The sequence below is a fragment of the Flavobacterium noncentrifugens genome, from assembly GCF_900100375.1.
Classification (GTDB): Bacteria; Bacteroidota; Bacteroidia; order Flavobacteriales; family Flavobacteriaceae; genus Flavobacterium; species Flavobacterium noncentrifugens.
Window position 1 is genome coordinate 882,512 of record NZ_FNEZ01000002.1, and the last position, 22,320, is coordinate 904,831.

A 22,320-nucleotide genomic window follows, 5' to 3' on the forward strand; every position below is an offset into this window, starting at 1 on the left:
ACAAAAAACCATGATGTAGATCGCGTTAGCGACCAGAACCCAGGTGTAGCTTTTTTTCCAGACTGTCGATTTATCGGCTTTCATAGGTTTACTTATCGGTTGGAACAGAGATTAAGTTGGCCATCAGGCGAAATGCACCCGAAACACCTTCAGGCAATTCCCTGAAAAAGCTTAGTCCGGTATAAATATAGTTTCCTTTTCCGTATTTCGCGACAAGGATCGCGCTTTTTTTAGCGCTTTCGTTTTTATCTGCTGATGAAATTATCGGCGTAAATGCTTTGTCCCATTCGCTCGGATAATACAATCCCTGTTCCTGTTTCCAGCCTTGAAAATCTTTAGAAGTAATAATATTCGGGAAATTTAAAACCGGATTTTTAGGTTCTAAAAAAGTGACTGTTGCATTTTCATCCGTGACACGGTCGCGTGAAAGTTTGAGCTGAAACGGCGCAAGGTCATTGGTTACCAAATCCCCGGCCGTGTTGTATTGTACGATCATATTGTGGCCTTCTTTTACAAATTCGAATAGGATATTCTGGACAAATGCCAGCGCATTTACCGTATTGTAAGCGCGGATACCTGTCATTACCACGTTAAAATCTTTAAGGCGATCTTTCGTGATTTCTTCTGGTTTTAAGATTGCGACATCATAACCCATTTGGCGCAAACTCTTCGGAACTTCATCACCGACTCCCATGATGTATGCGATTTTTTCATTTGCGGTTTTGATGTCGAGCTTAATGAAACGCGCTTCGGCCGGTTTTAAAACTTCCTGTTTTGAAATGTGGTCGTATTTGATTGCGATCAGTTCTTTATCAAAGCGATTTCCGTCAACTGTTGCTATGCTTTTTGCGGTGATTTCATCGGCAGATGCTGGCGCGGTAATTTCAAAATATACCGCTTTTTCTTCGCCTTTTTTTGTTAATGAAAAGGCTGCAGATTTTGGGGAAACTTTCCAGTTCTCCGGCAAATCCAATTCTAAATTGCCATTGATATTGTCTTTTCCGGCGGTAATTTTTACGCCAACAGTCCGCGTTTTATTGTCATTAAAAATCACGACTTTATCGAGTAGGGAAGTCGTCACATCTGGCACAATATCGAATGGGCGATAGACTTCACCTTTTACATCATCGTTGTATTTGTAGATCACATTTCGTTCAAACGGAATATTCGTTCCGTTAATCATGACATTAAAAGTGACTTTGACTTCGCGAATGATATCCGGAATGCCGATGTTTTTCTGGTCGTCAACGCGGTACATGCCAACAGTTCCTTTTTCCTTTAACCAATACGGCTGCGTATAATTAAAATCGGCTGGCAATTTGATTTCGATGTCAAAATTCTGGTCGGCGTTGTTTTTTAAATCTGTTGCCTGAAAAGTCGTAATGGATTCGGGAAACGTTTTAAGGCTGGCCAATTGCATCGCAACAATACTTCTGTTAATCGCTTCCAATTTGATTTTGACAATACTTCCGGGCGTGGTTTCCTGATGATCGGCGACCGCTTCAAGATACAATCCGGCGCAGGCTGCTATGGTATTTTTAATTTCTTCGGATTTGATGGGTTTCCAATGGTTTTCATCCAATGACTGGATCATTGCATATGCTTTGACCAAATCGGAAATGCTCGCTGACGGATTTTTGAAATCGTAATTCTTTTCAATTTTTGAAAGCAGTTCGCCGATGGATTTTCCGCCTTTGACGCGGTTCCATGACGTGTCAATGCCTTCAAAAATATTCGATTTATCTTTTGGCGTATCGCCTTTTAAAAATTCAAGATATTCGTTGTCTTCACCACGCGCACCTGTACTTCCAAAACCTTGCGATTGGTGTCGGCTGCGGCTTAAAGCGGCAATTTCCTGATTGGATTTTCCCAAGCTATTATAAAAAACGCCGGTTTCGATGCTGTACATATTCGATTTGTCGGCTTTGTCAAACTTTTCTTTTGAACCGTAAAACCACCATGATGTATTGAAAAATACGCGTTTTGGCTGCCAGGTTTGAACTAAATTTAATTGGTTTGGATAGATTTTCGGATCGTTGGATTTGTCAAAAGCTTCGAGGCTTAACATTGCTGAAGAAGTGTGATGTCCGTGTGTTGTCCCCGGCGAACGCGCATCAAATCGGTTGATAATCACGTCTGGCTGGAATTTTCTGATCATATAAACTACATCTGCCAAAACTTCATCCTTATTCCATATTTCAAGGGTTTCATCCGGAACTTTAGAATATCCGAAGTCATTCGCACGTGAAAAAAACTGTTCACCACCATCTATTTTTCGGGCTTCAAGCAATTCCTGAGTTCTGATGACGCCGAGCAATTCGCGCAATTCCGGCCCGATTAAATTTTGTCCGCCGTCGCCCCGCGTTAACGATAAATAGCCGGTGCGGGCTTTTTTCTCATTCGCCATATATGAGATCAGCCGTGTGTTCTCATCATCAGGATGTGCTGCAATATATAAAACAGAACCTAGGAAATTGAGCTTTTGGATTTTATTAAAAATTTCTGCCGATGTTGGTTTTGGCGGCTGCTGCGCGAAAGCATGCTGACAAATAACCAGTGCGAAAACAAATGAAATCAGGGGTTTGAACATAATCGGAAATTGAGTTTCCAAATATACTAAAATAGAATGGGCAGGCTTTTTTTTAGAAATTCTTTAACAATAAAAAAGCCGAATCTTAGGGACGATCCGGCTTTTTAGTTCAATGGTTTTGGTTTGGTATTAATCGGCAGAAGCCGTGGTCATTTTTCTCATAAATCGGCCATTTGGCGAATATGGATATTCTTTTTTATGTTTTTTTTGGAATTGGATCACATCGTCATCGTCATAATCTGTAATGTAAACGCTGACTTTGTTGTTCATCGAATAGCCTCTGTAACCACTCGGAATTTCGTCTGCATTTTTCCATTCGCCATCTTCCTGGTAATAATAGATGCTCTTTTTGGTGTCAAAATAAGCTTCGATATTTGGATAATAGTAGTAACGAAGGCTGCATTGCGTTATTGGGTCGATTAGCGGCGGTGCTTTGTCGGCTTTTTTACGGTCGGCCTGCGCATTGGCATTCAATGCAAATAAAAAAAGTATGGCTGTTGAAAGTATAATTTTTTTCATTTTGTGTGTTTTATCCAAATGTTTTAGCATTCGGTATTTGAACATCACAAACGTAAGAATAAATTTTTTAAATATCCGATAAAAAGCATTAAAAAATCGATTAAATGCAATATTTGTATTTTTATTACAGAAAAATCTTTCAAATTTGATCTAATCAAAATTCGGATACCATCGAAATTACATCATGATTTAATCTGTAAATTCTTTTTCTTCAAACGGAACCGTAATGATTGAAATTCCTTTTTGCAATAAAAGATTGTTTGGAAAAGTAATGAGTTCGCCTTCTTTTGTCCGCAGCAGCGTATGAAAAGCGCGAATGTCTTCGATTTCAGCTTCGATCGGGAAATCTTTATCGTGGATTTTGATCGTATCACCAATTTTAAACGGAAACGTAAACAGCAAAATAATACCCGAAGTAATATTACTCAAAATCGACCATTGTGCAAATAATGCGACGCCAACAACTGTAATCACTGAAGAAATCGTCAGGAAAATGTCTTTCGTCTGAACGCCCCAAATGATAAATACGGCAATGATGAATAAGATCGAAATGAAAATGCTATTGTATTTGGCAACCAAATTGGTGCGGTGTTCCAGGATTTCGCTCGATTTTGCATAGTGCTTAATGAGCCGCGTAGACGTGAACCGCAACAAAATCGTAATACAGATCAGTATAATCGTGGCGAAGATTTCAATGTAAAATTCCTGGATCATAATATTAAAGTTTGTTCAGGTAATCATACACTTTTTGCGTCGGCAATCCGACAACATTTGTATAAGAACCTTCGATTTTTGTAATGCCAATTAAACCAATCCATTCCTGGATGCCATAAGCGCCGGCTTTATCAAACGGTTTGTAATGGTCGAGGTAATATTTGATGGATTCATCCGGCAATTCACAAAAAGTCACTTTTGTAACTTCATTAAAAGTGTGCGAAGTGCTCAATGTTTTAAAACATACAGACGTAATGACTTCATGCATTGAATTGGACAACGATTTTAAAATCTGGAAAGCATCGTCATAATCTTTCGGTTTTCCGAGTGCGCGTTCGTTGTGCCAAACAATGGTATCGCTCGTAATTAACAATTCATTTTCAGACAATTCGCTTTCAAAAGCGTTGGCTTTCAGTTCGGCTAAAAAATCAGTGATTTCAGAAGATTTCAATTCCGATGGATAAATTTCTTCCACATCTTTCAAGCGAATCTCAAAATCGAGATCCATGTCTTTGAAAAATTGCTGCCGTCTTGGCGAACCCGAAGCCAATATGATTTTGTAGTTTGATTTAAGCATGATGCAATATATTATAGGTAAGCAAAGCGATTGAAAATACGCCAAACAGGATCACAAGTTTTAAAACCAAGCTCAGATGCCTGAAATCTTTTACCGATTTTGCGTCCCACATTTTGACTGTAAAATAGATCAGCGGAGCAGCAACAAACAGCAAAATATAAATCGTGATCAGCAGTAAATTGTTCGAAAAAAAATATTTGTTCGTATAATACAAAACCAGTAAAACCGGAACAATGCTCAATCCGAAAATTAGTTTTGATGTCCGCTTTCGCCCTAAAGCTATCGGCAAAGTGTTCATGCCCTGATTGTAATCGCCATCAACATCTTCAAGGTCTTTGACCATTTCGCGGATCAGGTTGAGGATAAAAGCAAACACCGCATAGTCGGAAATTACCGAAAAAACCGTTGCCATCACTTCGCGGTTTCCATTATAGATCATCGGAAACATGTCAAAAACAGGAACGATCAAAACGCTGACAGCAAGCAGTAAGGCGATGATCACATTTCCAACAACCAGCATTTGTTTTAAGCTTGTCGCGTATAAATATAAAGTCGCTGCAATGAAGATGAAAATCGCTGCAAAGCCTGGTTTTTCAATGACGTTCGCCAGATAAAATCCAATGGCAACACCAGAAATATTGAGTCCGACATAAATATTATATGCCATAGCTTCTGAAATATACTTGCCGACAATAACATGTTTCGGCTTGTTTTCACCGTCAGTTTCCTGGTCGAAAATGTTGTTGATCACATAACCTGCCGCAGCGATCAAAACCGTCGAAAATACCAATAAAATGTATTGAAAATCGTTCAGTGCCAGCGGAATTTTCTGCCAGATCAAAAATCCGTAACGCAAAATAAGCTGCATCAGTGCGAGCATTAATAAATTTTGGTAGCGAATGAGCTTGAAAAAGTGTTTCATAGTAAGTCAAAAGTCGAATGTCAAAAGTCGAACGGTTCTGTCCGACAGTTCTCCCGAAGTTTCGGGACTAAAATCTAATTCTCAATTTTAAATCAATCGTGTTTTCCGTCAAAATGCTGCATCCATTTTCCCTGCACGCGCATGACTTGTTCTATGACATCGCGAACCGCGCCGCGTCCGCCATTTTTATGCGAAATGTATTTGGAGATTTCCTTGATTTCCGGGCTTGCATCCTGCGGGCATGTGGGCAAACCAACGAGTTTCATCACGTGATAATCGGGAATGTCGTCGCCCATATACAGCACTTCTTCGGCGTTTATGTGGTACAATTCGATGTATTCTTTGAATGTTTTTACTTTGTCTGGCGTGGCCAAATGAATGTCGGTAATCCCAAGATTTCTGAGCCTGATTCGAACGCCTTCATTACTTCCGCCAGAAATAATGCACACATGATACCCGCTTTCCACAGCCGCTTTCATCGCATAACCGTCCCGGATGTTCATGATTCTGAGCATTTCGCCTGTTGGTGTAATGTGTACCGAACTGTCGGTTAAAACGCCGTCAACATCAAAAATAAACCCTTTGATGCCGTTCATGATTTCCTTATAAGTTTTTGCCATTTTGTATGGATTGGGTTAGGATTTTATAAATATTGCGCTGGTTTTCATCAGATAAAAAGTCCAGATGAGCGTTTATGGTTTGGAGGTCGTTGCGTTTTGCCGGGCCGGTTTGCGCGTCTTTTGGTGAAAGCGTCATGATTTTTTCAGATGTTTCGCGGATCAAAGGCTGTAAGATTTCGAACGGAAGGCCGTGTTCGTTGCAGATGTCGTTCCCGATTTTATACAAATGATTCACGAAATTATTGACGAAAACTGCCGAGACATGAATGGATTTCCGTTGTTCAGAGGAAATGGAAAATACTTTTTCAGAAATGCTTTTTGCCGTTTTTTGAACCAAGTCAAAATCGGATCCTGATTCCGTTTCAATGCAAATCGGGATCACTTTAAAATCGGTTGCCTTGTTTTTTGAAAAAGTCTGCAACGGATAAAAGACAGCTTTACTATTTTTTGCATTCAATGCATCTATAGAAACACTACCCGAAGTATGCGCGACCAATCGGTTTTCAAAAGGCAACTGCGACGAAACTTCGGCAATCGCATCATCTGAAACGGCAATAATATAAAGATCGGCTGCAGCCAATTCGTTCAAATTATGAACTACCGGAATCGTATCTGATTCAAAATTGCTGCGCGAAAATACCTGGACAACTTCCGTCCGATCACTTTCAGTAAAAGCCGAAATTAAATGCTGCGCGACATTTCCCGAACCGATAATGGCAATTTTTATCATGCGGCTAAATTAGTAAAAAAATCAGCTTTTTATTCTGTAAAGTTCATCGGAAGCATATCACCGGCGCGTTTTTTTCCGAGCTCGCCGCCAAACAAAACGACATCAAAATCTTCATTGTTTCCATATTCATCTACGTGAAAAGTATTGCTTTTGAAAACCACGTTTGATTGTTCAGATTTGTCGTAAAGCAAATTGAAAGATTTGTAAAAAGAACCGTCGTCGCTCAATGATTTTGGTTTTTTCTTTGTCGAATCTTTTATTGTTATCGTGTAGATTCCTGCATTTTTCTGAATTTGAAAATGATCGTTCGGATTGGCCAGATAGCTGCCTTCAAACAACTGAAAACTTTTTTTGTCCCAAATATTTTTGGAAAGATTTCTGAAAAAATGCATCTGCGAACCGTAATACGTTTTTTTTCTTTTTTCTAAATAAGCTTTCTTTTTCTTGATATTGTCTTTGTAAAAGGTAGTTCCCGCCAGATAACTGCTGTAAACATCGGCACTTTTAATGCTTTTCAGATTAAAATTCACATAAAAATCTACCAAAGAAAATGCGATTTCATAGCCCAGGTAATTGTTTTGAATTTGAATTGGAACCGATGAAAAAGCAGCAAGTTGGTTGGTTTTTGTGTCGTAAGAGAAAGAAATATCAGTTTCATTAAGAATTTTGCACGATCTTCCGGCTTTCGTTTTCCCCAGGAATTCTTCGCGAAAAATCTTCAGTTTATCAGCTCTGCTAAAACCGTCGGCAATAACGGTAACTTCTTTTAAATGCGTTTCTTTCGGAACCAGGTAAATTTTTTGATTCGGATTTTCAAAAGGATTTGCAATGATTTTTGATTCATATCCGATAAAACCAATCACGAGTGTAGTATTGATTTTATTCGCCGCATGCAGTTCATATTTTCCCTGGTCATCCGTAATCGTACCAATCGAAGTGCCGTCAAGATACACCGACGCACCTGCTATGGTTTCTTTATTTTCATCGAACACGATTCCGCTCAGCGTTTGCGAATGCATTTTTAAACTGCATACAACCAATAAAAAAGTATAAAAATAATATCTCATATCAGTCTTTTAAAACTACCGAAATGTGAATTGCTTTTTCCAGAAGTTTATGGATCGGGCAATTGTGCGCAATCTCGAGCAAACGGTTTTTCTGGGTTTCATCTAATGTTCCAAAAACCCGGATGTTCATTACCATTTTGTGTTCTTTTGTTTCCGGTTTGTTGTCGAATGTGACGTCGATCATCGTTTCTTCGAGGTTCCAATTTTTGCGGTCGGCATACATTCTGAGTGTAATTCCGGTGCAGGAAGCGAGCGAAGAAGCGAGAAGCTGGCTTGGGGTAAATCCTAAATCCTGTCCGCCTATTGATGTTGGCTCGTCTGAAATAATCGAATTTGTTTCGGTTTTGATGTCGGTTTTATAATGGCTTTTGCCGGTTGCAGCGGTGACTCTGATCATTTTTTGAGGTTTAGGTTGGTTTGTGGCGGAAGTGGGACAAATTCGGTTTCGCCAGGAACTTTTTCAAAGGTTTGTTCCAGCCAGCGCTTTTTTGCATCTTCAATCAATTCAGGCGTTGACGCGACAAAATTCCAGTAAATCGTTCTTGGTTCTGCAAAAGCATCACCACCGAAAATGTAAACCGTCGTATTTTCATGCATGGTGAATGCACATAATTTCGTGTCATTCGCAATTAAAATTTGCTTCGGTTCATATACATTTCCTTCACTTTCAACCGAGCCTTCTAAAATATATAAAGCACTTTCTCCAAATAAATCATTACCAATTGAAATGGTTTGTTTTTTATCCGATTTTAATTCGAGCAAATACAGCGGACTGTAAACGGGAACTGGCGATTTTCTTCCGAAAGCTTGCCCGGCGATGAGTTTAAAAGCTACCCCGTTTTCGATCCAATGCGGAATTTCGTGATCGGAAGCGTGGTAAAAATTCGGAGGCATTTGTTCCAGATTTTTCGGCAAAGCAACCCAAATTTGTAAACCGTGCAATGATTTTTCAGAATGCCGCAAATATTCAGGTGTTCTTTCTGAATGGACTATGCCATTTCCAGCCGTCATCCAATTGACTTCTCCGGGCTTGATCTCGACTTCGCTGCCGAGGCTGTCTTTGTGCATAATGCTGCCTTCGAATAAATAAGTCAATGTCGATAATCCAATGTGCGGATGCGGCGGTACGTCAAAATTTTCATAATCATGCAGCGCAATCGGGCCCATGTGGTCGATGAATGCAAATGGCCCAACCATGCGTTTGTCTTTAAACGGCAACAACCGGCCAACCATAAAATTCCCGACAATGTTCGGGCGTTCTTCGATAATCAGTTTGATATTTGACATGGAAAGTTTTTTGGGATTTAAAAGTACGAAAAAAATCAGGGAATTTGGTTTCGATTTCATTCAGAAACTGCGATCAATTTTGGCTTAAATTAACAAAAATCCGTCCGCGGCAATCAACATTTTTAAGTATTTTTGTCGCACTTTTAAACTACAATCCTTTTATAATGGATAAAAAATTATTCTCGTTCCTTTTTTCCACCCGATTGATGGCCGTTTTGTTTCTCACTTTCGCTACAGCGATGGCCGCCGGAACCTTTATTGAAAACGAATACAACACCGATACGGCAAGAATCTGGATTTATAACACCAAATGGTTTGAAGCGATTATGCTGTTTTTCCTGATCAACTTTTTCGGAAATATCAAGCGTTACCAATTGCACAAAAGAGAAAAATGGGCGAGTTTACTACTGCACTTAGCGTTTATTTTTATCCTCATCGGAGCATTTGTAACCCGTTACATCAGTTATGAAGGCATGATGCCCATCCGCGAAGGCGCTGCAGAAAACCAGGTTTTTTCAGATAAAACTTTTTTAAATGTTGCCGTTGATGGCGATTACAAAGGGCAGATGAGGCGCAGGATTTACGAAGATCCATTGCTGCTTTCCCCGGCGACGAACAATAATTTTACGATGTCGGAGAAGTTTGCCGATACAAAATTTGAAGTCTCTTATAAAAACTATGTTTTCGGAGCCACTGAAACGGTTGTCCCAAAAGAAAACGGCACGACTTACCTTAAAATGGTAGAATCTGGAGGCGGAATGCGCCACGAACATTACCTGAAATCAGGCGAAATCCAAAACATCCACAACACACTTTTCGTACTGAATAAATACACGGCCGGCGCAGTCAACATCAACACAACCGGCGGCGCATACACGATCAAAACCCCATTTGACGGGCAGTTTATGAGAATGGCCGACAAAATGCAGGGAACTGTAATTAAAGATTCGTTGCAGCCGTTGATGATGCGCTCTCTGTATAACGTTGGCGGATCGCAGTTTGTCTTTCCTGAGCCTGCAATCAAAGGAGAAAAAGCTTACAAATCAAGCAGTGATTTACATGCAAAACAGCACGATGATGCGCTGACGCTAACAGTAAAATCGCAAGGACAGGAGCGTGAAATTACCGTTTTAGGTTCAAAAGGAAAACAAGGCGAGCCGGTTATGGTTAAGATCGGAAACCTTGATTTTACGATCAATTTTGGAAGTAAAGTCTACACTTTGCCGTTTAAAATCCAGCTGAATGATTTTATCGCGACCAAATATCCGGGAACCGAAAAAAGCTATGCTGCGTTTGAAAGCAAAGTGACTGTTTTGGATCCCGATAAGAAATTTAATGCACGGATATTTATGAACAATGTTTTGGATCACAAAGGTTTTCGCTTTTTTCAGGCGTCATTTGATCCCGATGAAAAGGGAACCGTACTTTCTGTAAACCATGATTTTTTGGGAACCTGCATTACGTATTCGGGATATTTCATGTTGTTTTTTGCGATGATGGCAATTCTTTTTGACAAGCATACGCGATTTGCCGACATCAAACGAAAACTGGAAGTTGTGAAAAATAAAAAAGCCAAATTGCTCTCGATCTTAATCCTCTTTTTAAGCTTTAACGGATTTGCACAACAGCACGAGCACACGCCGCAAAAAGCACATCTGCCAAGCCAGGAGCAAATCGATTCTTTGATCAATAAATACAAAGTGACTGAAGCGCATGCCGCGAAATTCGGTAGGCTAATCACTCAGGATGAAGGTGGACGAATGAAACCTGTGAATACTTTTTCGTCTGAATTGCTTCGGAAAGTCAGCAAAAACGACAAATATAAAGACATGAATTCGGATCAGGTTTTTCTTTCAATGACACAATTTCCGCGGATTTGGTTTGAAGTGCCGCTGATTTATATAAAGCCAGGAAATGACAGCATCCGTAAGATTATCGGAATTGACAGCAAGCAAAAATATGCGCCATTTATTGCATTTTTTGACAACAACGGCAATTATAAATTGTCTTCTTATCTTGAAAAAGCTTATAAAGATGCAGTTCCGGACGCATTTGAAACAGACTTCATCGAAACTGACCGAAAAGTGAATTTGCTGAATTCGGCGTTAAGCGGAAGCATTCTCAAAATCTTCCCGGTTCCCGATGATAAAAACAACAAATGGATTTCGTATTTAGAGTTGCATTCATCAGGAATGAAAGGCATCGACTCTACTTTTACAAAAAATATTTTGCCGTTATATATGGCTTCGCTCGACAGTGCTTCGGTGAGTAAAAATTATACCAATGCCGATTTTTACCTGCAGAGCATGGAAAATTACCAGAAGAAATTCGGTAGTGCCGTGCGTCCGTCGGAAGACAAAATCAACTCGGAAATCACGTACAACAAATACGACATTTTCAAGAAACTGTACTATTTGTACATGCTTTCAGGCGTTTTGATGTTGATCTTCACCATCGTAAATATTTTCTTTGAAAAGAAAGCGATCAGGATTGTCATTAACGCTTTCCATATTTTAATCGGGATTTTATTTGCCTTGCATACTGCCGGATTGATCGCGCGCTGGTACATTTCCGGACATGCGCCGTGGAGTGACGCTTATGAATCGATGATTTATGTAGCCTGGGCGACGATGTTTTTCACATTGGCTTTCGACCGAAAATCAAAACTGACAGTTGCTTCGGGAACTTTTGTCGCTTCGATGATCCTGATGATCGCGCATTGGAACTGGATGGATCCGTCGATTGCAAATTTGCAGCCTGTATTAAATTCGTATTGGCTGATGATTCACGTTGCGGTAATCGTTGGGAGTTACGGTCCGTTAACACTCGGAATGGTGCTTGGTGTGGTATCTTTAATTTTGATATTGTTCTCGAATGAAAAGAACAAAACCAAAATGGATTTAAATATCAAAGAAATCACCTACATTAACGAAATGGCGCTTACGATCGGGCTTGTAATGCTTACGATTGGAAATTTTCTTGGTGGGCAATGGGCAAATGAAAGTTGGGGTAGGTATTGGGGCTGGGATCCTAAAGAAACTTGGGCGTTGATCTCGATCATGATTTATGCGTTTGTAATTCATGCACGTTTTGTTCCGGCTTTGCGCGGAAAATGGATTTTCAATCTGATGAGCATCATTGCTTTTTATTCGATTATGATGACGTATTTCGGAGTGAATTTTTACCTGACCGGATTGCATTCTTATGCGAGTGGAGATAAAGTAGTGACGCCAACATTTGTATATTATTCGGTTGCGATTGTGGCTGTTTTAGCAGTAGTTTCCTACTGGAGATACAAGAAAGTATTCAAAAAATAAAATTAACCATTAAGGAATTAAGGTTAGTAAGTTCTTAACGTTTCTTAAACCCTTAATGGTTTTAAAACAAAAAGGTTCAACTGTAAAGCTGAACCTTTTTGTTTTATGAAAATAAAATTTAAACTTTTCCTAAAGTATACAATTGCTCCATGGTTGGTGATTTGCTTCCGCCGGCTGGCTCAAGCGTAATTCCGAAACCTTCTGCTCCGGTTGCGTTGTCAACAGCAAACATTTTATAATTATTAGCCGTAAAATTTTCTAATAATCCGATGCTTGTTGGCGTAAGCGGATTCAGCTTCAAAGCCCACACCTGATACACTTTTCCTTCCGGCGGTTCTGGTAATCCGGCTGCATCAACATAAACGGTAGCCGATTGCTTGTTGTAGTAAACTTTTGCAAATGATCGCGGGGAAACGGCTTGTCCGCCAAGGTTTACAACCGTATTTTTTGTATCACGGATAACCGCTAAAGCGTCTTCTGTTTGCTTGTTTCTTATTTCCGAGGTCACTAAAGCTTCCTGCAATTTTGATTTTTCATTTTCAGCAGAAACAACCTGCTGGCTGGTTTGGCTTAATCTGTTATATTGGTATCCAAAACCAATCAGGAGCAATACCGCTGCCGCCCAACCCACATACATTAAGATGTTAGATTTTGGTTGCATCTGAACTACTTTCGAATGTTTTAGCTCCAGTTTCGCTTTGATTTTCGCAAAGTTATCGGCCGATAAAAAAGGGGAGAAGCTCGTAGATAAATTGAGGATCGATTTTTCAATAGAAATGATTTCGGACTCAACTTCGCGATGTTCCTTAGCCATTTTCGCCACTTCGCTGTTTTCGGTTTCATTTAGCAAACCGTAAACATAAAGTTCGAGTATCCCTGAATTGATATAGTCTTGAGTATCCATTATACGTGTAAAAATTTTCTGAGGTCGTTAATACAATTCCTGTTTTGTGTTTTAACGGTTCCAAGCGGAATCTGCAATTCATCCGAAGCTTCCTGTTGGGTATAGCCTTTAAAAAACAACAGATCGATAATTTGTATGCATTTGGGTTTGAGTTTGTTGACAAATTCCCTTATTCCAATGGTGTCAATCTTGTGGATCAACTTATTGCTGTCGTCTAGCAGATGTACGAAATTATCCGAAGACAGGTTTTTCTGGCTGTTGTTATATCCTTTCGAACGCAGTTTGTCAATCGACGTATTTCTTGCAATATTGATAATCCAGGTATAAAAGCGCCCTTTGCTTTCATTGTATGAATCGATGTTTTTCCAGATTTTAACAAATACTTCCTGAAGCACGTCTTCCGCTTCTTCACGGTCTTTTACCAGGTTGTTAATTACAGCGAACAAGCTTTTCGAATACATGTCATACACGTGTGAAAATGCCCGGTCGTCTTTAGTTTGTATTAATGGCAGTAGTTCTTCTTGTGTCATTTTTTTGAATACTTTTTAAACAAATCTATACATTTTTTATAATAATGTAAAGCACTTTGAATAAAAAACATCTTTTTAAATGTTTGATTGTGAAAGCTGTAACATTGGATCGTTTAAATGTAAACCAAACTGCATGAAGTTACGTAATTTCATAGACAAAAGTTTTTAAGCACTTAAACTTTTTGTTTCCGGTATTCTCCAAATGATTTCCCCAGAATAAAGTTGGGAATACCCGGATTTGGCGGCAGTAGGTTTTGGTTAGAGGACATCACTGTTGTCAGGGGAGCCCGGAGCTTTAAGCTTCTGGGCTTCTTTTTTGTTTTAACAAAACTTTCGCAGCAACGCCATAGCGAATGCCAGCCAATTTTAGCTAATTTTATAAAAAAATAACCATGAGAAAATTTGTATTCGTTGCCTGTGGCGCATTGCTTTTGTTCAGTTGCCAGAATCAGGCGCAGGGCAAAGCAACCAAAGCAGCGGCAACCACAAAATCAACAACAATGAAACCATCAATTTACCAGTTCAAAGCAGAAGATTTATCCGGAAATGCATTCGATTTTTCCACTTTAAAAGGAAAAAAAGTATTGATTGTAAACACGGCTTCAAAATGCGGATTAACGCCGCAATACGAACAACTCGAAACATTGTACGAAAAGTACAAAGACCAGAATTTTGTAATCATAGGCTTTCCAGCCAATAATTTTGCATCACAGGAACCGGGAACCAATGCTGAAATCGGTGCATTCTGCCAGAAAAATTACGGCGTGACTTTTCCAATGATGTCTAAAATATCTGTCAAAGGAGACGATCAGAACGAAATTTACCAATTCCTGACCCAAAAAAGCAAAAACGGCTTGCAGGATTCTGAAGTCGAATGGAATTTCCAGAAATATTTGCTGAATGAAAAAGGCGAACTTGAAAGAGTGATTTCTCCAAAAACATTGCCGACAGATCCTGAAATCGTGAACTGGATCAAAGCATAAAATGGCTGAGAACAATAACAATTTTCCGCATATTCTTACGGCTTCATCTACGTTACTCGGATTGTGTTTTGTGGTGCTGACCTCGTTAAGATTAAACAATTTTAGAGATGGATCGATCATCGATGAATTCACCGCAGTAGCGATCATAATGTTTTTGACAAGCAGCATTTTATCGTATCTGTCGATGCGAAGCAAGAACGAACCCAGCGCGGTTTATGAAAGAATCGCAGATTTTGTGTTTCTCTCCGGTTTGGTTTTCCTGTTTGTCACAACAATGCTGATTACTTTCAATATCATTAAATAATTTTTAAAAATAAAAAAAGGATTTGCAGCAACGCAAATCCTTTTTCTTTTACTAATGTATGAATTTAAAATCTTTCCCGAAGTTTCGGGACTAATCTCTCAAAGCTGTTTACTGTTTGATGAAACGTTTTACAGCAAATCCATTTGCATTTGAAACCTCAATCAAGTAAGTTCCCGCTGCCAACGAAGCTACATTTACACTTTCATTCTCCACTTTTCCTTTGCTGATTTCCTGGCCCATCATGTTTACGATCCTGAAATTAGAATCGGCTGAAAGATTCGCGATGTTCAGTGTATTTCCTTTCACCGGATTCGGATACAAGCTAAAATCAATCATTGAAGCAGCCGCAGTTTGTGGAGTTTCAAATTTCGCAGTCGATGCAATATTGATCGTATAATCTTCTACCTGCCCATAAGAAAACGCTTCACAAGCCGTCGGAATGCCATTGTATTTCAAAGAAACGCGCATTCTTGTCGTTCCAGCTGTTGCGGTCGCCGGAATAGTAAATGTTCCCGAAACCGGAGTCGTTTTAGAAGCCGCTTTCGTCCAAACCATTTCACCGCTATCCGAGAAATCGCCATCCTGGTTGTAATCTATAAAAACCGCATAGCCTTCACTGTAAACCGTTCCCGTCCATGTTGGCGTGATCGTGATCGTATAAGCCGAACCTTTGTTTACACTTGTTGAAAGTGCCGTAAAATTCTCATAACCCGCAGTTCCTGTCGAAGAATTGCTCATCGTTCCAAAAACAACTTTTCCAATGCGTTCGTCAGCCGTATTATTTCCCTGCGAAGTGCAATACGTCAATGCACCCGACAAAGTTGTTACGCTTACGGCATTGCTTGCTACCGATATATTTCCGGCCGCATCTTTCGCTTTTACGGTAAATGAATAAGTTGTCGCAGCGGTCAACCCGGTTACGGCATAAGTTGTCGATGCTGTCGATCCTAGTAAAGTAGCACCCTGATACACATCATATCCGGTTACGGCCACATTGTCTGTTGCACCAGACCAGGATAAGTTGGTTGCTGTTTGTGTCGTTCCGGCTGCACCCAATGTTGGCGCGGTAGGAGCAATTGTATCGGCAGCTGGGGCCAAAGTCATTACGCTTACTGCGTTGCTTGCCACAGAAATATTTCCGGCGGCATCTTTCGCTTTTACGGTAAACGAATACGTCGTTGAAGCAGTCAATCCGGTCACGGCATAAGTTGTAGCAGTTGTCGATCCTAATAAAGTCGTGCCTCTGTAAACATCATATCCGGTTACGGCTACGTTATCTGTTGCGCCAAGCCATGATAAATTCGTTGATGTTTGTGTGGTTCCGGCTGCAGCCAATGTTGGCGCGACAGGAGCAACCGTATCAGAAGAACCGGCCGTAATCATAAAATTCGTATTCGAAACATCAAAGAAAATGTGATTGGTTCCTTTAACCATGATCCTGTTTGTCGTTCCTGGCGTATTCGGAACCGTAACGACCTGTGTTCCGTCATTTGGCGTTGCAGCCAGTAAAGTCGTCCAGGTATTTCCGGCATCCGATGATAATAAAATGTCAACATTTGCACAATTCACGCCGTTTGCAGTTGTTCCGGCAACAGCCCAGGTTACGGTTTGCGTGCTTCCGCCAACGTAAGAAACAGCCGTATTCGGGCTGCTTACGGTAAACGGCCCGGCAGTTGCATTTACGGTAACGACCATATCGTCACTGTTATTTCCAGATCCGCCTGCGCGGTTGTCGCGCACGGTCAATCTAAAATTTAACGTCCGGGCAACAGAAGGCAAAGCCTCAACAGTCAGTTCTGTGCCTGCTGTTGTTGTTGCGCCGGTCAATACCGATGACATTTTAGGAAAATATCTGGTTGGAGTTGTTGAAGAATTATAGGACCTGAAATTCGGCCCTGATGTTTTGCTGGCTGTTGGCGTTGTCGTGGATGAAGTTCCGGTATTCATCTGTTCCCAATTGTAGGAAAGTACATCACCATTGCCATCTGTTCCTAATCCTGTCAGCATAAACGGGGTGCTTTTCGGAACGGTATAATCCAAACCTGCATTCGCAGTCGGGATCGAATTTCCGGTAGCGGTATTCGTCTGGCAGGTTTTTGTCTTGATATTATTTGTGATCTGCTGGATGCTGATCGCGTGAAAATAGGCATCAGAATGCGGCTGCACATCTTTAGCGGTAATTCCGGCGTAACCCATGATCGTTGATCCCGATCCCGGCTCCATTTGTGCACCGGTTCCGGTTTCAGTACTAAAAGTAAACGTATGGTTTGCCCCAAATTGGTGTCCCATTTCATGAGCCACATAATCAATATCGAAATTATCTCCTGACGGAACGGCATCGCCAGGTGAAGTAAATCCGCTTCCTTTTCCGTAAGGAACGGATGTTGTCGGATTGGTGCAAACGCAACCAATGCAGCCGGCATTTCCGCCGCCGCCGCTGGCTCCGAATAAATGCCCGATATCATAAGCCGAATTTCCAATGTTGTTCGTTAAAGTTGTTTGCAGTTCCTGGTTCCAGGTTCCTTCGGTATTGGCATCGCCAACACCAATGTCTGCATTTGAATAGGGATCTGAAGAAGCACTGGTGTAAATCACCGCATCCGTATTGGCAATCAAAACCATACGCACCGCGAAATCTTTCTCAAAAACACCATTGACACGTGTGATCGAATTATTGATCGCAGCCAGCGCCAATGCTTTTGTTCCGCCAAAATAGGCTGTATATTCGCCAGTAACCGACATCGCGAGGCGAAAAGTCCGCAAAGTCGCATCATCAGCATTTGGGCGTGCATTTGGTGCCGTCGCTACTGCTTTGATGTCATCGGCAACACGGCATTCAAACTTTGAAAATGAAGCTGTTTTGTCGTCTTTTTTATAAATGGAATACGTTTTTAAGTCTTTGGAATACGGCTCTATAAACACTGCAGGCTTATCAGCATCCAAAGTCATGGCTTTCAATCCGAGTGGCGAAAGGCTAAAGTAAACCGTTGCTGTCGGGCGGTCAATCCCAATTCCGATATAAGATTGAATTTCGGGATATTTTGCTGCCAAAGCCGGATCCATGATTGAATTTTCGTAAACGCTGAAACGCTCAAGCTGACCCTCGGCATTTGGAAGTGAAATGATTACAGCATTTTTTGAAGCTGCATTTCTTTTGGGCGAATGTGCAATTTTTGACTGTAGTGATGCCACATCAAGATTGAAAAGGTTTTTCTCAGGAAGCTGCATTCTGCTGTCAAGCAAAACCACATTTTTGTCAGACGCATGTTTCCACATGTCCTGTTTTTGTTGCGCGAAAGCGAAGCTCGTTATCGACAATAACGCAACGGAGAGTAAATTGATTTTCATAAATTTTGAATTAGTTTAGAATAGGACGATAAAATTAATCGCTTTTTTGTGATTTTTTTAAGGTTTAAAAAAAGATATTAACAAATCGATAAAATACACGGCTAAACTATAAATACAATTTATTTTTTAAGGAAAATTCGTGCGGATATAATAATTGTAAAAAAGAAAAATTGATTTTATAAAACGAGTAGCAACTAGTTCAAAATCAACTGCATCAATTGCAAATTGAGCCAACGGTCAAATTTGAAAGCAGCATCTTTGATCACGCCGCATTTTGTAAACCCGAATTTTTCATGAAAAGCAATGCTGTCGGAATTTTCAGCGTCAATGGCACCGATCATGGTGCGGAGATTTTGCTTTTTAGCAATAGCAATCAATTCGGCCAGCAACTGTTTTCCGATGCCTTTTCCAATGAAAACATCCGAAACATAAACCGAATGCTCGACCGTAAACTGGTACCCGATTTTCTCCCGAAAAGTGCCATAAGCGCCAAAACCCACAACCTGATTTTCAAGTTCGGCAACGATTACAGGAAAATCATGTGCTTGTTTTTGGTGGAACCATTCCATTTGGACTTCAAAAGATTGCGGTTCATAATTGTAATTTGCAGTCGTATGCAAAATAGCAAAATTTACAATTTCAAGGATGCTTTCAATATCATTTTCGGTTGCAGGACGGATTTTTACTGACATCTTATTTGATTTGGATTTCGGTTAAAAGATCATTTGCTTCTTTGGTACTAAAGCCAAGCGAATTGGAGAAATTACGGCTTTTTTCGGCGAATTCCCGACACTTTTTTAAGTCGTTCATTTTCTGGTACAATCGCGCAGTTAGCAAATAACCATCGGCTGAAGGCTTAATTTCTATCGCACGTTCGGAAAGTTTTACTGCATATTTGAGGCTTTCGGAATCGGCGATATTTTTCTGGAAGTTTGAAGCTGTTTCCTTGAGTTTTTCAGGATTGTTCCAATAGTAGGTCTGCGACGATTCGATGGCTGATTTTCCATATGATTTCCAGTTTTTCGTACGTTCTGAAAGCAAAAGATCGTAAGTAAAGATCAGTGAATCTGTTTTTCGAAGCCCAACACTTTTCGCAATCGGGCGGTTTTTAAAATAGCCGATCGTATCAAGGTTTTCGGTAAACGGGCGCAACAATTCCGATACAATATTCACGATTTTCTTTTCAACCCGAACCGGCGAAGAAACCTTCGCAAATGCTGGCTGGTTTTTCAGCACATATTGAAATTCTCGCGATTCAATATCCGAAACGCCATTGGCAATAATCCGCCAGTTGGTTTCGGTAATGAGTTGTTCGTTTGATTGGGTGCTGAGGTATTTTTTTGTCGGGACAGAAACGTCCAAATGCGCTTTCTTTAATGTCGTAATGTAAGCATAGCAATTGTCGGCATTTTTATAATCGGCGTTGAATTGCTTTTCGAGGTATGGGATCTGCTTTTCCGGTATTAATGCGGTCTTTGCTTCTGAAATAAGATCTGCGGCAGTACATTCACGCAGCAATCCGTATAAGACTGCTCCGTCAGAATCGATAAAGAAGAAAGCCGGAAATGCATCTATCGGATATTTTTTTTTCAGTTCGATGCCTTCGGGTTTTTCGGCATCAACAGCAACAGCGACGAAATTTTCAGTAATGAAACCGGAAACTTCGGGATTTGTAAAAACTTCCTTTTTCATTTTTTTGCAATGGCTGCACCAGGTTGCATATAAAAATAAGAGCACTGGTTTTTTTTCCTTTTTGGACTTTTGGATGGCAGTTTCAAATCCGCCGTCGCTAAAAAGCGATTGCTGCGAAAATGACAAATTGGAAATAAAAAGCAATAATAAGAAGACAGATTTTAGTTTCATTCGAACAAAATTCAAAAGATTGGCAGCCACAAATATACCGTGTTTTTGTTTATGCAGTGGAGCAATTTAAGCAGTTTTAGGGTGTTGTTAACTAAATTTTTCAGCATCTTTGCAGGGCAAAAAATCCGCAATCCGTTATGATTTACCCGAAAATCCCGCTGGCTCAAAGTATACTGCAAATTTGTCTCGCAAAAGGCGTGACCCATATTGTAATTTCTCCGGGATCGAGGAATGCGCCGTTAACGATCGGGTTTGCAAACCATCCGGAATTTCAGTGTTACAGCATTGCAGACGAGCGTTGTGCGGCTTTTTTCGCACTCGGAATGGCGCAGCAGCTGAACAAACCTGTGGCAGTAGTTTGTACCTCAGGATCGGCGTTGCTGAATTATTATCCGGCTGTGGCCGAAGCATTTTACAGCCAGATTCCGCTGATCGTGATTTCTGCAGACAGACCAACCGACAAAATCGACATTGGCGACGGCCAAACGATCCGCCAGCGAAATGTATTCGAAAACCACTCTTTATACAACGCCAATTTATCGGAAGAAGTTTCAGAAGAAAACGATTTAAAAATCAATGAAGCGATCAATAAAGCTGTAGCTTTAAAAGGTCCGACGCATATAAACGCGCCATTTGAAGAGCCGTTGTATCAGACAGTTAACAAGTTATCGGTTGATCCGTCGATTTCGAAATTTGAAAAAACGCATAAGACCGTTTCGGTTGAAAATGTTCTTGCATCTACGAATATCTGGAATGCTGCGAAGAAAAAAATGATCCTTGTTGGCGTCAACGAACCACATTCGATTGCGGCTGAAATTATCGAAAAACTCGCTGCCGATCCATCGATTGTAGTCATGACAGAAACGACTTCAAACCTGCATCATCCGTCGTTTTTAAACAATATCGATACGATCATTACACCATTCAATGAAGAAGATTTTGAAGCTTTTAAACCTGAAATCCTGATTACTTTCGGCGGAATGATTGTTTCAAAACGCGTGAAAGCTTTTTTAAGGACATACAAACCAGATCACCATTGGCATATTGATTCGTTGCGGGCTTACAATACTTTTAACGCACTGACGTATTATTTTGAGGCCGATCCGAACACGTTTTTCCAGCAGATTTTTCCTTTTACAAAAATCGTAAAAAGCGATTATGCGGCGAAGGCGCAGCAAATTGAAAAATTGCGTGCCGAAAAGCATGGGGAATATCTGGATAAGATTCCGTTTTCAGATTTTAAGGCATTTGAACAGATTATCCCATCATTGCAAAAAGATTCGATGCTTCAGATCAGCAACAGCGCGGCGATCCGTTATGCGCAGCTTTTTGATATTGATCAATCCGTTTCGGTGTATTGCAATCGCGGTACGAGTGGCATTGATGGAAGTACGTCCACAGCAATCGGAGCTGCATTGGCATCGCAAAAGCCAACGGTTTTAATTACCGGCGACATCGGATTTTTATACGACAGCAATGCGCTTTGGAACAATTACATTCCGAAAAATTTTAAAATTATATTGGTGAATAATGGCGGCGGCGGGATTTTCAGGATTTTGCCCGGCCATGAGGAAAATAAAGTTTTCAATACGTATTTTGAAACGGCGCATCATCTGACGGCTGAGCATCTGGCAAAAATGTACGGATTTGAGTATGTTACCGCGAATGACAATCCGACTCTAAAAAACGGACTCGAAATAATGTATGCCCAAAATGAAAAGCCTGTAATTCTCGAAATTTTTACACCGATGCTTGAAAACAATGGCATTTTGAACCAATATTTTGCAGCATTGGTTTAATCATTTTTTCTTTTCGGGGACAAAATTTGGAACTTTCTTGCCGTTTTTTTCTTTGCTTCCAATGCGCTCGAAGCCTTTCCAGCACGGATCATCTTTGGTTTTTTTCTTGGTTGCCATGATTTCTGAAATTTGATTTTTTAAAATTACTAAACCATTTTTGGATAAAATTTCATCATTGAAACATTCCGTTGCACGATTTCTTTTGATAATTCTTCGAAACGGCATCCAACTTTGTACCTTTGCCAC

Annotated in this window: 19 protein-coding genes; 4 read left to right on the forward strand and 15 right to left on the reverse strand. The window is 40.4% G+C overall.

The genetic code is table 11. The features are described from left to right. Positions 1-88: 88 nt before the first annotated feature. From BLS32_RS08690 to BLS32_RS08735, 10 genes are all read right to left on the reverse strand, one after another. Complete coding sequence (locus BLS32_RS08690; protein ID WP_139171717.1) at positions 89-2,590, reverse strand: PIG-L family deacetylase; 2,502 nt, start codon at positions 2,588-2,590, stop codon at positions 89-91. 129 nt (positions 2,591-2,719) lie between these two features. Further along, on the reverse strand, positions 2,720-3,109 hold the full coding sequence (locus BLS32_RS08695; protein WP_139171718.1) for a hypothetical protein: 390 nt from the start codon (positions 3,107-3,109) through the stop codon (positions 2,720-2,722). A 189-nt stretch (positions 3,110-3,298) separates the two neighbouring features. Beyond that, the gene (locus tag BLS32_RS08700; protein WP_091394133.1) at positions 3,299-3,823 is read right to left on the reverse strand and encodes a mechanosensitive ion channel domain-containing protein; all 525 of its coding nucleotides are present in this window, start codon (positions 3,821-3,823) and stop codon (positions 3,299-3,301) included. Between the two features lie 4 nt (positions 3,824-3,827). Then, complete coding sequence (locus tag BLS32_RS08705; RefSeq protein WP_091394136.1) at positions 3,828-4,400, reverse strand: Maf-like protein; 573 nt, start codon at positions 4,398-4,400, stop codon at positions 3,828-3,830. Then, complete coding sequence (locus tag BLS32_RS08710; RefSeq protein ID WP_091394139.1) at positions 4,393-5,322, reverse strand: geranylgeranylglycerol-phosphate geranylgeranyltransferase; 930 nt, start codon at positions 5,320-5,322, stop codon at positions 4,393-4,395. The genes BLS32_RS08705 and BLS32_RS08710 overlap by 8 nt, the downstream gene beginning before the upstream one ends. A gap of 92 nt (positions 5,323-5,414) precedes the next feature. Then, positions 5,415-5,942: a KdsC family phosphatase gene (locus BLS32_RS08715; protein ID WP_091394143.1), complete on the reverse strand. Its 528-nt coding sequence runs from the start codon at positions 5,940-5,942 to the stop codon at positions 5,415-5,417. After that, on the reverse strand, positions 5,926-6,672 hold the full coding sequence (locus tag BLS32_RS08720) for a Rossmann-like and DUF2520 domain-containing protein (RefSeq protein WP_091394145.1): 747 nt from the start codon (positions 6,670-6,672) through the stop codon (positions 5,926-5,928). Before BLS32_RS08720 ends, BLS32_RS08715 begins: the two co-directional genes overlap by 17 nt. Positions 6,673-6,701: 29 nt before the next feature. After that, entirely contained in the window at positions 6,702-7,739 is a 1,038-nt protein-coding gene (locus tag BLS32_RS08725) for a carboxypeptidase-like regulatory domain-containing protein (protein WP_091394148.1), read from the reverse strand. A 1-nt stretch (position 7,740) separates the two neighbouring features. After that, complete coding sequence (locus BLS32_RS08730; protein ID WP_091394153.1) at positions 7,741-8,136, reverse strand: OsmC family protein; 396 nt, start codon at positions 8,134-8,136, stop codon at positions 7,741-7,743. After that, positions 8,133-9,026: a pirin family protein gene (locus BLS32_RS08735; protein WP_091394157.1), complete on the reverse strand. Its 894-nt coding sequence runs from the start codon at positions 9,024-9,026 to the stop codon at positions 8,133-8,135. Before BLS32_RS08735 ends, BLS32_RS08730 begins: the two co-directional genes overlap by 4 nt. Before the next feature lie 164 nt (positions 9,027-9,190). Between BLS32_RS08735 and ccsA the strand changes: the two genes are divergently transcribed. Next, the gene (gene ccsA / locus BLS32_RS08740; protein ID WP_091394733.1) at positions 9,191-12,343 is read left to right on the forward strand and encodes a cytochrome c biogenesis protein CcsA; all 3,153 of its coding nucleotides are present in this window, start codon (positions 9,191-9,193) and stop codon (positions 12,341-12,343) included. Between the two features lie 118 nt (positions 12,344-12,461). On the opposite strand, the gene BLS32_RS08745 is transcribed toward ccsA, so the two are convergent. Both BLS32_RS08745 and BLS32_RS08750 read right to left on the reverse strand, forming a co-directional pair. Then, complete coding sequence (locus BLS32_RS08745) at positions 12,462-13,247, reverse strand: anti-sigma factor (RefSeq protein ID WP_091394160.1); 786 nt, start codon at positions 13,245-13,247, stop codon at positions 12,462-12,464. Then, the gene (locus tag BLS32_RS08750) at positions 13,247-13,777 is read right to left on the reverse strand and encodes an RNA polymerase sigma factor (protein ID WP_091394162.1); all 531 of its coding nucleotides are present in this window, start codon (positions 13,775-13,777) and stop codon (positions 13,247-13,249) included. The genes BLS32_RS08745 and BLS32_RS08750 overlap by 1 nt, the downstream gene beginning before the upstream one ends. A 392-nt stretch (positions 13,778-14,169) precedes the next feature. On the opposite strand from BLS32_RS08750, the gene BLS32_RS08755 reads away from it, so the two are divergent. Beyond that, the gene (locus BLS32_RS08755) at positions 14,170-14,760 is read left to right on the forward strand and encodes a glutathione peroxidase (protein ID WP_091394166.1); all 591 of its coding nucleotides are present in this window, start codon (positions 14,170-14,172) and stop codon (positions 14,758-14,760) included. 1 nt (position 14,761) lies between these two features. Further along, positions 14,762-15,064, forward strand: coding sequence for a hypothetical protein (locus BLS32_RS08760; protein ID WP_091394169.1), 303 nt, complete (start codon positions 14,762-14,764; stop codon positions 15,062-15,064). 108 nt (positions 15,065-15,172) lie between these two features. Here BLS32_RS08760 and BLS32_RS08765 read toward each other — a convergent pair whose 3' ends face one another. The 3 genes from BLS32_RS08765 to BLS32_RS08775 all read right to left on the reverse strand — a co-directional run bounded on the left by BLS32_RS08765 (position 15,173) and on the right by BLS32_RS08775 (position 20,275). Then, entirely contained in the window at positions 15,173-18,412 is a 3,240-nt protein-coding gene (locus tag BLS32_RS08765; protein ID WP_091394172.1) for a reprolysin-like metallopeptidase, read from the reverse strand. A gap of 194 nt (positions 18,413-18,606) precedes the next feature. Next, positions 18,607-19,104 carry a GNAT family N-acetyltransferase gene (locus BLS32_RS08770; protein ID WP_091394174.1) on the reverse strand — a complete coding sequence of 166 codons (498 nt, stop codon included), beginning with the start codon at positions 19,102-19,104 and terminating at the stop codon, positions 18,607-18,609. Position 19,105: 1 nt separating this feature from the next. Beyond that, positions 19,106-20,275, reverse strand: a complete 1,170-nt coding sequence (locus BLS32_RS08775; protein WP_091394177.1) for a thioredoxin family protein — start codon at positions 20,273-20,275, stop codon at positions 19,106-19,108. A 137-nt stretch (positions 20,276-20,412) separates the two neighbouring features. On the opposite strand from BLS32_RS08775, the gene menD reads away from it, so the two are divergent. Further along, positions 20,413-22,074, forward strand: coding sequence for a 2-succinyl-5-enolpyruvyl-6-hydroxy-3-cyclohexene-1-carboxylic-acid synthase (gene menD, locus BLS32_RS08780; protein ID WP_091394179.1), 1,662 nt, complete (start codon positions 20,413-20,415; stop codon positions 22,072-22,074). The last annotated feature ends 246 nt before the right edge of the window (positions 22,075-22,320 follow it).